General features: G+C 44.5%; 11 protein-coding genes. 5 read left to right on the plus strand and 6 right to left on the minus strand.

Features of this window, described 5'->3' with window-relative positions; all coding sequences use genetic code 11:
- Positions 1-232 precede the first annotated feature (232 nt).
- A complete protein-coding gene (locus tag HV243_RS21640; RefSeq protein ID WP_181603880.1) occupies positions 233-880 on the plus strand; it encodes an inovirus-type Gp2 protein in 648 nt (215 codons plus the stop codon).
- A gap of 91 nt (positions 881-971) precedes the next feature.
- Positions 972-1190, plus strand: a complete 219-nt coding sequence (locus HV243_RS21645) for an AlpA family phage regulatory protein (RefSeq protein ID WP_181603881.1) — start codon at positions 972-974, stop codon at positions 1188-1190.
- Positions 1191-1409: 219 nt separating this feature from the next.
- Here HV243_RS21645 and HV243_RS21650 read toward each other — a convergent pair whose 3' ends face one another.
- From HV243_RS21650 to HV243_RS21660, 3 genes are read right to left on the minus strand one after another with little or no spacing between them, the layout of a single operon-like run.
- A complete protein-coding gene (locus tag HV243_RS21650) occupies positions 1410-2198 on the minus strand; it encodes a hypothetical protein (protein WP_181603882.1) in 789 nt (262 codons plus the stop codon).
- 12 nt (positions 2199-2210) lie between these two features.
- Positions 2211-3215 (minus strand): GTPase, encoded by a 1005-nt coding sequence (locus tag HV243_RS21655; RefSeq protein ID WP_181603883.1) that lies wholly within the window; start codon positions 3213-3215, stop codon positions 2211-2213.
- Positions 3216-3253: 38 nt separating this feature from the next.
- The gene (locus tag HV243_RS21660; protein ID WP_181603884.1) at positions 3254-3937 is read right to left on the minus strand and encodes a WYL domain-containing protein; all 684 of its coding nucleotides are present in this window, start codon (positions 3935-3937) and stop codon (positions 3254-3256) included.
- A gap of 554 nt (positions 3938-4491) precedes the next feature.
- Between HV243_RS21660 and HV243_RS21665 the strand changes: the two genes are divergently transcribed.
- A complete protein-coding gene (locus HV243_RS21665) occupies positions 4492-6291 on the plus strand; it encodes a DUF262 domain-containing protein (RefSeq protein WP_181603885.1) in 1800 nt (599 codons plus the stop codon).
- Between the two features lie 316 nt (positions 6292-6607).
- Here the strand turns inward: HV243_RS21665 and HV243_RS21670 are convergent, their stop codons facing one another.
- Positions 6608-7516: a hypothetical protein gene (locus HV243_RS21670; protein WP_181603886.1), complete on the minus strand. Its 909-nt coding sequence runs from the start codon at positions 7514-7516 to the stop codon at positions 6608-6610.
- A 2-nt stretch (positions 7517-7518) separates the two neighbouring features.
- Positions 7519-9672, minus strand: a complete 2154-nt coding sequence (locus HV243_RS21675) for an AAA family ATPase (RefSeq protein ID WP_181603887.1) — start codon at positions 9670-9672, stop codon at positions 7519-7521.
- A 302-nt stretch (positions 9673-9974) separates the two neighbouring features.
- Here HV243_RS21675 and HV243_RS21680 point away from each other — a divergent pair, with 302 nt between their 5' ends.
- Both HV243_RS21680 and HV243_RS21685 read left to right on the plus strand, forming a co-directional pair.
- Complete coding sequence (locus HV243_RS21680; protein WP_181603888.1) at positions 9975-10643, plus strand: hypothetical protein; 669 nt, start codon at positions 9975-9977, stop codon at positions 10641-10643.
- A gap of 12 nt (positions 10644-10655) precedes the next feature.
- On the plus strand, positions 10656-11861 hold the full coding sequence (locus HV243_RS21685; protein ID WP_181603889.1) for an XRE family transcriptional regulator: 1206 nt from the start codon (positions 10656-10658) through the stop codon (positions 11859-11861).
- Between the two features lie 155 nt (positions 11862-12016).
- Here the strand turns inward: HV243_RS21685 and HV243_RS21690 are convergent, their stop codons facing one another.
- Complete coding sequence (locus HV243_RS21690; RefSeq protein WP_181603890.1) at positions 12017-13279, minus strand: GIY-YIG nuclease family protein; 1263 nt, start codon at positions 13277-13279, stop codon at positions 12017-12019.
- Positions 13280-13282 lie beyond the last annotated feature (3 nt).

Genomic DNA, 13282 nt, shown 5'->3' on the forward strand with positions numbered 1-13282 from the left:
CAATTATATGTTTATAGTTGATCTCTACAGTATGAACAGAACCATACAGATATAGGGTATACAAAGAATCATCGGAAAGGGGGTATAGCACCGTCAAGAAAGGGAGTTTGCTACCATCAGAGGCTAAAGCCAGTAGTAGAGTGAGGAAGTTTTTTCTTTGCTCGTCCTGTACCTGCATTAAAAGTTACTGAGGCACTCATGGATATGTCTCCAACTACATGAGAGTCCGGAAATGATACTCAAAGAAAGTAACCGCGAGAAGAATGCCTACCATATGCAGCGTCTGGAAGCGCTGACAGCCTTCGTGATGAATGAGCATGCCCGTGTATTAGCCTTCGGGCTGGATCTATACCTGCCGCAGCATAACCAACATAAGGGCCACGAATCTGCGGTGATAACCCGTTTTATTGCCTCACTGAAAGCGCAGATTGCCGCTTATCTGAAAAAACGCAGCAGGGAAGGTAAACGCCTATACCCTTGCCCGGTGTATTACGCATGGGCCAGAGAGTTCGGTGATATTAATGGCAATAAACATTATCACCTGGTGCTGCTGGTTAACCGTGAGGTGTTCACTAAGTCGATGTTGGCAAGGGACATGAATGGAAAGGCGAGAGGATTTCTGCTGATGATGGCTGTCAAAGCATGGCACCATGCTTTGAAGCTACGGGCTGGAACACAAGAGAACGTTCGCTTTTGGCTGCCCGGGGTGTTCGAGTTAAACCGCAGACAGGGAACTGACTCCCCGGATTATATGAATTACCTGAACCGTATCTGCTATCTCGCCAAAAAACGCTCAAAAGAAAATGATGACGGTGAGCGCAATTTTGGCTGTAGTCAGTTTAAGGCCAAAGCTAAAAGTAATTTATTACCGGAGAAGTGATTGTAATGACAGAGCACGCAACATAACCTTAAATCAATAGGTTAGTTCTGCTCCTGTCTTTTACCCACTCAAAGACAGAAGGACAATCGTCATGAACAATCTTCCGACTCCCGATACCGACCTGATGAACGATAAGCTGGTGGATATGGTCTTCATCACCACCTTCACGGGTCTAACCGATAAGTGGTTCTACAAGCTGATTAAGGACGGGATGTTCCCCAGACCTATCAAGTTTGGCCGCAGTTCCCGCTGGCGGGAGAGTGATGTCAGGCGCTGGGTGATGGAGCACATTGAAGAATCCCGCAAATAATGCCCTTGAGGCCACTTCCACACGCCTTATCCGTAAACAGTAACCCCGACACAAGCGCTATGTCAGTAAACGTCTGGCAGGGCTGTTGCTGCGCGTTATTTGTTAAGGGGCGTTGTAGGGATGAAATGAATGACATCCCAGCGGGGTTAAACATAATTAAAAGGGGGAAGTGTCGGATAATTGACTGACACTTATCCCCCGGACTCACCATAGTTAAATTTAATTATTGAAGGTCCAGCTACCGGAATCGGTCGCAATACTGGCTTCGATAATACGATCACATTTCATATATTTGAACGTGGCCACATCACCGAATTTATATTTGGCAGGAAGGGTTCTGTTACCGACGCTCTCCATTTTACAGTTTCCCCTGTTAACTCTAATGGATTTCAGTACCACGTTGTCATCAGTAATAGTGAGCTGAATAACGCCATATTTAGTATTCCAGCCTTCATTGCTGACGGCGCTGCCAAACTGTACTTTAAACGGTGGCGTCGTGGATTGCTGTACCTGCTGTTGCTGAGAGGATGCAGGCTTATTAGCCTGCTGGCTACCCACGCCATTAATACCGTTCTGAAGGAGGCTCCTGGAAACGTTAATCGTACCGGGTTTGCAGGATACGGTGCTGGTTTCCTGCCCCTGTGAATTCATGGTCGTGTAATAAGCATCGCCTGTACCATCATATTCCGAATAATTGACAGCAACAGCGCCTTCAATATCGTCACTTTCTCCGCGCAACGTGAAAGAAGCGGTTCCCGCCTCTGATTTAGCGATGACAGTCTGTTTCGCCTCACCGGAAGGAATGTCCAGTTTAATGACGGAACCGCCTTCTTCGGTGTCACCGCTTGGCTTTTCAAAACTGATATAAACGGTATCACTGGCATGGCTGAGCGTCATTTGCTCGCCGTTTTCAAGCAGGCATTGCAGGTCGTAACCGCCACCTGCATGAGCAGACTGAGCAGCAGCAAATAACGCTATCAGCAGTGCAGGAATAATCAGTGGTTTCATTACATATTTTCCTTATCCAAAAAAATGGTCCCAGACGTTACCCGCCCACTCGATAACCTTATCTTTCCCCTTACGGGCAAGCTCTTTGACGGGCTTTGGTAACGGAACAGAATCAATAACGTCGTCAAGTATCAGGGAGACAACGCTGGCAAAGCCGCCTTTCGCTTCCGTCTTTACGTCATCGGTTTTGTACTCTTCCTTAAACTGCGAGGCGGTGCTGCTTTTAGCCCGATCAGGCAATGCGCGGATCATCGTTTCGACCAGACGAAGGATGTTGTAGCCCTCATCGGCGGAAATGGGGATGACCGGATAGCGCGTAAAGCCAAATCGTTCAGTAATGTAGGCTTCTTTCTTTTCGATGTTGATGCACTGTGCCGGGGACGGCTGATGCAGGTGTGTATCCCACTCACGGAAGGGCTCGATTTTATCCACCTGGTTGAGAACGAACAAAACGCGCTCACCCCCACCGGCAGGGAGCAGGACATTGTTATAGAAATACTCATCTGCAGAAAAAGCCCGATCATCGCCTTTTATCACCCAGAGGATGAGATCCAGTGAGGGAAGCAAAGTACGGTAAAGATCTTCGTACTCTTTATCCCGTAAAGCATTCTCACCGACGCCAGGGATATCGATTATCTTCAGCGAACGTTTACCAAAGCGTATGCGCAGCTCCTGAACCTCACGTGTGCAGGCTTCAACGTCACTGATCGCACACACTTCACCTTTAAACAGGGCATTACACACGCTCGATTTACCCGCACCTGTCTTTCCCATGATGCCGATCACGGGTTCATAGTCGATAGCTTCACTGATTTTGTTCACCAGACTTTCCCGCAGTGAATGAGGGAAAATATCGAGAATATCCCTGATGTCGGGTATCTGCGGCGGATTGTCGGCTTTTATCCCGTTGTTGCCCTTAAACATAGTGCTCCATATTGATGAAATCCCCCCTTCTCTTCTGGTGATGCCATTAGCATCAGTAATCATCCGGCCTTCGCCCTTTACCGGGTCATCCATAAAGGTCTCCTTGCTTATGTTGAAATGAACGTTGCCAGTTACTCTTTGAAGGTGTGAATAACGTCGCTGATGAAACGAAAGTGAGGAAGAGCCGAAATAAACTCCTCACTGGCGGTGAGTGCATCAAGTTCAGGCTTTCTGCGAAAAGAGGTGTCAAGGACCGTCACAGCGTTAACGTCTTCCATCCGAAACACCTGTAGCTTTCTTGCTCGAGTAGCCACAAGGAACCAGTTTCTGGACTGGAAGATCAGGCGGCGGGGAGCCACTCCTTCGTAGCTCTTTCCATTGACTAATAGCGTGACGGCCCGGTAGTCACGGATAGCTTCGGCCAGCTCCAGAAAGCAGGTAGTCTGGGTGATTGGCGATGGCAGTCCTCCATGCCCGATTAGACATGGAGAACCACCAGCGCTGCTGGTAATCAGCCGGATTAGTCTGCGGTTCTGAGCCGGAATGATCCCCGAAATGCCAGAGTTGAGGATAAACGCAAAGGTATTGGGTAAATGCTCTCGACCAGTTCGCCGGATGAGTCGGTAGCAGCCACTGGAATGTTCAAGATCCAGATGAATTAGACGCTGCTGAAAATCCCGCTGTAGAGTGCGCTCTGAAACACCAAACTCATTTGCCAGTGCTTTGAGCTCCAAGGATTGGCCAGACATTAACCGGCTGATAATGACCGATAACCTGACGGACAGGCGGTCATAATGATCATGTTGTGTTTTCATGGTGAGAACAGTCCTGAACTCCCAAAATAACCAGATATTGATATGGGAGATTATGACGTACTGGTTCGACACGTTATGTCGTACCAAAGGGAGGTGGATTGAAAAAATGGTGGGAATGACTATTGCTATCTAACACTATGAAATATTAATTAATTAGTTGATTCCAAAGCGAAGTCATCATCAAAAAAACGACACAACCTGTCGCATTCCGCATTGTCAGAAATAGGATATCTGCTGCTCACGAAAATGATTTAGTACTGAAAATAATTCTAAACCAATATATACCCTTGTATTGATTATATTGTTTGGACTGACCCCACCCCGGTAGACGATCCTGCCCTATAGTTGTAGGTAAGCCAAGACGGGGTTTCTTTTTGGCTAGTTAGGTCTCGTAACAAACTACTGGTCTGCCTGAGGGCAACAAATCCTAACGTAAGCAATCCTCCTTTAAAGTCCTTCATAGCCCAAACATTTCATTCCCCAGCTCGGGGCAATGCAAACAATCCACCATCGTTGTATAGTTCGAACAATTGTTACTACGCAAGGATGTGGAAATGTCGACGTTTGATAGTACTAAGCTTCCGCTTAAAGACCTTCTTAAAGATATTGTTGAAGGGAAAATCCAGTTACCAGATTTTCAACGAGGTTGGGTATGGGACGATGAGCATGTTCGTAGTCTACTCGTCAGTCTTGGTCGTTCATTTCCAGTGGGCGCAGTGATGCTTTTGGAAACAGGAGGTGAGGTACGTTTCCAAGTCAGACCGGTAGAAAATGTTCCCTCCTCCGGTTTGCCATCCCCAGAAAAACTAATCTTAGATGGTCAGCAGCGGCTAACAACATTAACCCAAGTGCTAAAACTTCAAGGTCCAGTGAAAACAACGACCGATAAGGGAAAACCTATCGATCGCTATTACTATATTCATATTCCCACTGCTCTTATGGGAACGGACAGGCTGGATGACGCAATTATTGCGACTGATGGTACTCGTCAAATACGCAGTGATTTTGGCCGAAAAGTTGATATCGATCTTTCTACCCGAGAACTCGAATGCCAGCAGCTTTATTTCCCATGCTCGGAAATCCTCGAAGCTATGGCTTGGTTACAAGATCTCTACACCCACAATGCCAATGCTGTACCACATTTCTTTGAATTCAAAACACAGGTACTGGATGCTTATAACGATTATCAAATTCCCTTAATTATTCTGAAAAAAGATACTACCAAAGAAGCTGTATGCCTCGTATTCGAAAAGGTAAATACGGGTGGTGTACCACTGTCTGTATTTGAGCTTGTTACCGCAAGCTATGCAGCTGATGGCTACAATCTTCGTGATGACTGGTATGGCAGCGAAATTAGAAATATCACCTCGCGCAAAGAAAGGATTTCCGAAGAAGTGATTCTGAATGGCATTGAAAGCACAGACTTTTTACAAGCCATCACAATGTTGCATACCTTGGAAAAACGTAAAGCTGATTTAGCTGCAGGTAAAACTGCTAAACAAGTCTCTCCGGTTAGTGCAAAACGTGCCTCTGTTCTTGAGCTACCATTAGAAGCTTACCTAAATTGGGCTGAAGTTGTAGAAAGTGGATTTAAAAATGCTGCAAAGTTTCTTCGCCAGGAACGTTTTAGTTCTCAGCGTGAATTACCGTATCGAACCCAAATTGCTCCTCTAGCAGCAGTCATGACCATCATTTGCAGCAAAGATGAAGAACGTTGGAGAGAACCACAAATTCATCAGAAACTTGCTAGATGGTTCTGGTGTGGTGTACTAGGTGAACTTTACGGTGGTGCGGTAGAAACGCGTATTGCCAATGATGTTGAAGAGCTACTTAAATGGATTGAAAGTAAAGGGGATCTTCCTCGAACAATTAACGATGCCAACTTCCAAATTGATCGCCTAGACTCTCTCACATCCAGACTGAGTGCAGCTTATAAAGGTATAAACGTTCTAGTCTTACGCGATGGTGCTCAGGATCTTTTCTGGAAATCGAAAATCCGTAGCCTAGAGGCTGACGAAGTTCCAGTGGATATCCATCATATTTTCCCGAAAGATTGGTGCGAGAAGAACGGAATACCAAGACGTAAGTATGATTCCATCATTAACAAAACACCGATTTCATTTAAAGCAAACAGAATGATTGGCGGTTCAGCCCCATCGGTTTATCTAGCGTCGTTGCAATCTCACCCCCAAGTACAACTAGCTGACGCCGCGATGAATGCTCTCTTGAGAAGTCATCACATCCCAGTAGACCCATTACGCACTGACAATTTTGAAGCATTCTACGAGCAGAGACAAAAAGAATTACTTGGACTGATAGAGAGGGCAATGGGTAAGGCTTTGAACCTAAACTGATTCTCCTCGGCACAATTCAATGTGGGATTTACTGTAGAAATCCACAGTTCGCTGGAGGTAGCTTTAAAACAATTTTCGTACAGGTCAATTCAGTCTTTGGCTTACAGTACCATTCGCGACAGTAAACTAGGTAAAAGATGGCATCGCTACCCTCATGAAAGACTGCCAAACTGTCTTCAGAAAATGGCAGTTGGCAGTTGGCAGTTGGCAGTTGGCAGTTGGCAGTTGGCAGTCTGTAGACTGCCACGCTGTTTTTTGAGGGAACTAGCTATGTGGATGGTGGATCATTACAGGGAAAACGGCTACATCGATTAAATCATGGCAACAACCCAACAAGATATCGCTTTAGCGTTTTCATATGCGGTTCGATGTAGGATTTCACCATTGAGGCATACTGCCGATTAGGTTTATAGCAGGCATGCAACTCATCGATATCCTGCCCAATCTTTATTAGGCAGCGATCCCTCGCTTCACAGGCTGGCATAATCGCTGTAATGTCTATCAGCTGGTAAATATTTTTTACTTGAACTTCAATCTGTTGTAACACTGCTGCCCGCTCATTCACCAGTCCAAATCTATTTAACCCCATGATTTCAATACTACTTACACCCTTCTGATCCGGCTGTGCCCCCAATAATTTTGCCAATAGGATCGGCGCCTTCGTATTACTGATATGCCAACTAAGATGGTCATCAGGATCATGTTGGCAGGGGTTGATCAATAGAGGGACTTCAAGGGCGAGGTTATCTTGGCTATTCCACGCCCGGTAGGGACCGGAAACAGGAAAGGCACATTCCTTACCAGCATTTTCCATCGAATCGGTAAAAACAATAGTACCATCTGCCTCTAAAACAGCGATCTTCTGTCCGCGACGTCGATTGCAGTCTGTGCACGAGGGCAATAAATTATCCCAATCAAGAGCTAGCCACCAGTAGCCTGGGTGTGTCTGACTTTCATTTACTTTTCCTTTGGGGCGGTAATGCTCAACATCCATTTTCTGGGTGCCAATGTATTTACTCTCACAATAGGCACATTTCCCATGAAAAAGGCGTTCTAAAGCTTCGACGATATCATCTTCTTTATATCGCTTAAATTTATAAGTTTTACTAGGAGCTGGTACAGCTGTGTAATAGCTTTGCGCGGCACTACGTTCATTATCAACAACATTACCCGCCATAGTTAGTGAGGTCGGTACCGGCTCGGCTGAACGATCAATTTTAATCATGATCAATAACCTTTTTGAACCAGGACGTTAAGGATAGCTCTGATGGCATCCTCTTTAATATCTTTGGCTTCAGGCTGCTTTCGCGTTACGGAAATCAAATATCGCGCTAATGCCTCATGGACTACACGCTGGCTCAGAGTCGTGCCAAGCACAGTCATTTCACTGAGTTCCTGTTCTACCTGACGAATATATTCCGCCTGATGGTCTCCCTCTTGTCCGGCAATATCTTCTAGCCTCCGTTCAAGATCCGGATCATTAGGTGTTAGAAGACCAAAATACTCAGATGTTAGAAGTTGTTCCGTTCTCAATCCCTGAAACCTAGGCAGATCGTCTTCCTCGGTGATTAAGTGCATTTCATCACGTTTTAACACATGCACTTCACCATCAAACATTCCTCGCAAACATAGAGGGTCGTGGGTCGTAAATATGAACTGGATTCCTGGCATTGCTCGCCGGAAAGCGCTCACCACCTGCATTTTCCACCGTGGATGCAGATGTGTTTCAATTTCATCAATTATGACAATTCCGGAAGCATATTCCAGGTTGTCCCAACGCTTAAGCATATGACGCATAATGTCGATAGCCACATAAAACAAAGCTTTGTAGCCATCACTCATATTTTCAAGCGGTGTGTTACGCTTGTGCGCACGGACCATGATATGTCTTTGGTCATTGCGGAAAATGATATCATCCTGTTTTAGAGCAAGGATCTCCTTCATTGCCCTAGCAACTGATAGAAATACGTCATCATCACATTCTTGTAACCATCCGGTTGGATTTGACAACAGAGCAACTGGATTGAATAACGTATTGCTTATAATACTATTTCTTAGGCCTCCTTGCTTAAGTGGTTTCACAAAGCGTCTTGCCCCATATGCCAGAAAAACAATGTTGCTAACACCTTCCCCGATGGCATTGAAATTTTCATCGATACGAAACATGCTACTCGTACCATCATTAAATGTAAGACTAATCTCAGCAGGTTGAATATGATCTACAGTCCACTCACCATTGTCCCGGGCAATAAAGTCGTCATAGAGCAGGTTCAGTTTTTTACGCTGAGCTGCGGTCATCATTGCTAGTGCAATAGATTGAAGAATTGAACTTTTGCCTGTCGCATTTTCTCCTAGTAGCATCATACAAGGGGCAAGAGATTTTGACTCACTGTGTTTCAGATTCAGGGTGAAGTGACCAAGGCCTTTAAAATGATGAATATCGATTTTTTCCAGATGACGAGAGGCCTGACTTTCATAATCTAAGATGCTGGCAAATTTGTCATATTCAACATCCCTGTAACTCAGCTGCTCAATTTCCTCAAATATCTCTACTGGGGTATCCGCATTGTTATCAAATGAAAAGTACCCAAGTTTCACGCTGTCGTTGATAAAGGATTCGACTTGGTTTGTGGAACGGCATGGTCTCCCCCCAACATGCTCCTTCATAAACATAGCTATGATCAAATTTACTATACCCTGAGGGCAATCATCACTTAAATAAAATTTTTGGAATTCATCGACAGAACCTTCCCTTCCGGAGAAGAAGGAATGGACATGATTGATTTGTTTTTTTCGGGAAAAAATCAGGTCAGTTCGGTTGAGATCAAAAAGCATGAGGGTGTGCTGCCCCTTATCTGTTAAGGCCACCAGTGTCCCATCACGATTGAGCGACAGGTGCCGAATGGGGTCATCCAGACAGGGGTTAATCAAAAATACCGTTTCTAGAATGTTTGCACCTCTCCACGTCGAAAGAACTGGAGCTCGTGCGGACCCAACAGGGAAGTAATTACGACGCACACGATTACACCCTGAGCACGACAAAAAAAGATTGTCCCACACATATGCCAACCAACCGTAAGAATCCAGACTTTCCTCTTCCTTTAGCCCTTTTGCGTTACTGAGAGGGCGAAAATGGACAATTTCCCCATCATGTGACGCAACATGGGTTTCACACCAAGCACAGCGGCTATGGAAGGTTTTCTGCAATGCAGACCAAACGCTTTCAGAATAAAAAATTTCTTTATTAATGGGAGGACGGCTGTGACTACGCAATTTAGGTGACTGGAGAAAATATTTTCTCAACTCGCTTTCTTCTTGAACAATACGAGCCGGTTTTAAATCGTCTGGGATGTCAGCGTTGAGTCTTTTAATCTTTCTCATGAAAATCCTGGCAAGTTGGTCGGCGAGACGTCATAACGAATGGTTTGAATATTAAGCATAATCGTACGCCTGTTTCGTTCATATTGCAGCAGCTACCCTACAGATGAAGCCTAACGCAACATACCCAAAATCACGTAGCTAAACATTCACTATTGCGAGCGAAAGCAACGTCCCTGTGCCCAAGTATCTAAGGCTCATTCTTACTACGAATATTTCAGGCACCTCATAGAGATGATCTCTTCTTGCCGTCAAAACGAAAAAAAACTATGATTAAATCTGCTTAACGCAATCAGGGTATCTAAATGAGTAAAGATGACGTACAAAAGGACATTAGCGGACTGATCGTAAATGCCTTTCAGCGAGAATTCTGGCTTAACATCCAAGAAGAACTCCATACCGCATACGTGGCTGCAAATGCGCTTACAATGGGAAGCATCGCAAAACTAGGTGAGCCAGAACAATCACGCTTTCGCCCTCAAGCACGACATTATGTACTGAATGCAGCTTTTCGAAGAGCTGCAGAAAGCTCGGGTATTGTTTGTTGTGACGTGGACACGACACCTAAAGGTGAGAGCTACATCATAGTGAACTCTGCAGGAGTGAAGATTAGTCGAATCGGGCTGAACTATGATGAAAAGTGCATTCGAGGTGCAAAACATCGTTCTTTATTAGCAGAATTAAACGAGAGTTTTGAAGGATATACGCCAGATTTATTTAGCGAACGTGATCAATCAGAAGGTGGAGTTGGCACTCTAGGAATGTTGGTTTTAAATATCAACCCACCTCACGGTCATTCGCAAGATAACATGCTGGACCTAAGGATTGTCGTTCCCTTTACAAATATGAAGGGGTATCACTTTAACCGTTCAGTAAGCGAGCTGCTTGAGCTTTACCATACTGAACAAGCTGTAGTCATACCAGACAAGGTTATTCCACAGCTGAAGAAACGCCTGAAAGAACAGGAAGGCTAACGTGGTGAAATTATGAGAGTGGGAATAACGGGATTTCAGCCGGAAAGGTTAACTCAGCTTCGTGAAGCTCGAGGATTATCTAAAATTAATTTGGGTCGTTTGGTTGACCGTTCCCCCTCTACGATTACGAAATGGGAGAATGGCAGTCATTCTCCTGATGCAGAAGTCATTGCGATCTTGGGACAGGTTCTGAACTGTCCTGTCACATGGTTTATCAAACCAACGGTGAAAAAAGAGAACAATCCAGTTTTCTTCAGAACTATGGCAAACACAGCGAAAGATTTGTGCAATGCTTCTGAGCGTTACATGGGGTGGTTGCAGGAGGTTTCTGCAACTTTACAGGAATACCTTGATTATCCTGAAGTAGATGTTCCTCATTTAGAGGTTACAGATTACCGTGCAATTGATGATGAAATGATCGAATTGATGGCTGCAAAATGCCGTCAGCAGTGGGGATTAGGTATAGCCCCTATTACCGATTTGCTTTTGATTATTGAAAATGCCGGAGTTGTATGTTCTCGTTTTGAACAGGGAAGCGCAATGATGGATGGATATTCTCAATGGAATGAGTCAGAGAGTCGTCCTTACATTATTCTTGCCAGTGACAAAGATAATTATTACAGAAGTCGTTTTGACGCTGCACATGAGCTTGGACACGTCGTACTGCACAGATATGTCGAAAGGCTTGATTCTGTCAATTTTAAACCAATTGAGGAGCAAGCACATAAATTTGCAGCATGTTTGATGTTACCAGAGGAAGCATTTTCGGTAGAATTACCTCCGTTTCCAACGCTTGAGAACTTTATTTCATTGAAAACTCGTTGGGGAATGTCTGCTCAATCCATGATTCATAGAGCTAAATCATTGGAACTCATTTCTCCGCTAGAATACCAGCGCCTATATAAAAGCGTTTCTGCTCGAGGCTGGAGAAAAGGCGAACCACTTGATGATCTTCGCAAACCAGAGTCAGTGAGATTGCTGCCTCGATGTATCAATTTGTTGTTTGAAACAAACACATTCTCTAAATCAACCTTACTTGAAACTTTAAGCATGTCCCGTGTTGATGCCGAAGATATTCTTTCTCTTCCACGCGGATATTTAGCAGATAAACCATTACTTGATATTAATTCAAAAATTAAACTCAAGAATAGTCTGACACCTGCAGTAAGAGAGGATGAGAAATCAAATGTTGTCAATTTGTTCACTCGCAAACCTTAAATAACTGATGCTGCGCTGAAATTGCCGATGAAGGCTGACGCTACAATTCCTAGGGTAGTGTCAGCTTATATAGCTTGGAGCAAATCTTGTTATGTATAAATAACTTATACAGAATTGGAATGCTCGAATCATTTGGCAACTGGTTACCACCAGTTTCACGAATGACCAGTATCTTTCTTCGCCACAATCTTCCCTGTCGTATTGTCCATCCGGTATTGCGAAATTGTACCGTCAAGAATGTACTTGATCACAGAGAGCACAGTCGCTAAAGGCGCATGAAACCATTCGCGAGGATGATAAATTTGTCCATCCACCCCCCGTAGCGTGATATTGAGCCGTTGCTTACCTAAAAAACCGTGAATAAGCGTTTCAAATTTGTGAGTATTGATATTGAAGCATTGCGTAGTCATGACTATACGAATGGGTGCTTCAAGGAATGTTTTATCTTTTTCAGCGTGTTTGATGCGCTCTTCGATAGTTCCTTCAGTAAAGCCAATTTTATACAAATCAGGTTTAAAACGTTGAAGAGCTGGCTGGTCGCTATGCGTGGCGAGGACATAGACATATCCTGTAGGAACCGGTGCTTCATCAGGACGTATTGACTGTCCATTCAAGACAACTTTACGACCTTCTGTATCTCGTACCAGACCATGCGTAAGCGAGAGGAAAAGCATATTCATCTCAGTTCCGTTTTCAAACACCAAATGCACACGGGCATTCCAAGGTCCATATTCCTCCAATCGCTCACCAACTTTATCTACATAGCCCATTAGCCCATTGAGAATAAAAAAATCACCTTCATGAATTTTTAACTCATGGCGGAAGCGAACAAATGAAAACGCCCCCGTTTTCAGACCATTTTGGACTGTCTCAAACAGTGGGGAAAATCGATAAAAATCAGGGCACGGCTGTCGTTTGGCAATTTCGTCAGGCTGTGTTTTCTTTTCAACCGGAACATGTTTTAACGTGAAAATATCGGGCTCAGCAAATGAGAGCAATCCATCATCGTCATCAGCAAAGATATCGTCCAGAGAGGTGACCAACTCCGACCTATCAACCTCGACGGGAGGAACTGAGAATGATACAGATGATTCAAGGGTATTCTCGTTATTTTCACCTGCTAGTAAGCCATGAATATCAAATGGCTGCAGCATCTCGCGATATTGTTTGTTATCCTTGAGAGCCCTCAAACGCTGTGCTAGCAACGTTTCCTTAAATTCCTCCGAATCGGGTAGAGGTGGACGCCCATGAACCACATAAAATGCATTAATTTCTTCTAATCTGCTTACAGGCAGATTACCTGTAGGGGAATATATTTTTAGTGGTTCGACTACGAGTAAGCCAAGATCGTCTGGTTCAGAAAAAATGTCATCAATTGTCACTTTTTGACGAACTTGAAGAGGTGAAAGTCTGAGCATAAG

The sequence above is a fragment of the Citrobacter sp. RHBSTW-00599 genome (assembly GCF_013784065.1).
GTDB classification, from domain to species: domain Bacteria; phylum Pseudomonadota; class Gammaproteobacteria; order Enterobacterales; family Enterobacteriaceae; genus Citrobacter; species Citrobacter braakii.

Bases quoted from the DNA above. Each gene is read 5' to 3' on its own strand.
- HV243_RS21650 (WP_181603882.1), bottom strand. From the start codon at position 2,198: ATGAAACCACTGATTATTCCTGCACTGCTGATAGCGTTATTTGCTGCT.
- HV243_RS21680 (WP_181603888.1), top strand. From the start codon at position 9,975: ATGAGTAAAGATGACGTACAAAAGGACATTAGCGGACTGATCGTAAAT.
- HV243_RS21660 (WP_181603884.1), bottom strand. From the start codon at position 3,937: ATGAAAACACAACATGATCATTATGACCGCCTGTCCGTCAGGTTATCG.
- HV243_RS21645 (WP_181603881.1), top strand. From the start codon at position 972: ATGAACAATCTTCCGACTCCCGATACCGACCTGATGAACGATAAGCTG.
- HV243_RS21640 (WP_181603880.1), top strand. From the start codon at position 233: ATGATACTCAAAGAAAGTAACCGCGAGAAGAATGCCTACCATATGCAG.
- HV243_RS21665 (WP_181603885.1), top strand. From the start codon at position 4,492: ATGTCGACGTTTGATAGTACTAAGCTTCCGCTTAAAGACCTTCTTAAA.
- HV243_RS21685 (WP_181603889.1), top strand. From the start codon at position 10,656: ATGAGAGTGGGAATAACGGGATTTCAGCCGGAAAGGTTAACTCAGCTT.
- HV243_RS21690 (WP_181603890.1), bottom strand. From the start codon at position 13,279: ATGCTCAGACTTTCACCTCTTCAAGTTCGTCAAAAAGTGACAATTGAT.
- HV243_RS21670 (WP_181603886.1), bottom strand. From the start codon at position 7,516: ATGATTAAAATTGATCGTTCAGCCGAGCCGGTACCGACCTCACTAACT.
- HV243_RS21655 (WP_181603883.1), bottom strand. From the start codon at position 3,215: ATGGATGACCCGGTAAAGGGCGAAGGCCGGATGATTACTGATGCTAAT.
- HV243_RS21675 (WP_181603887.1), bottom strand. From the start codon at position 9,672: ATGAGAAAGATTAAAAGACTCAACGCTGACATCCCAGACGATTTAAAA.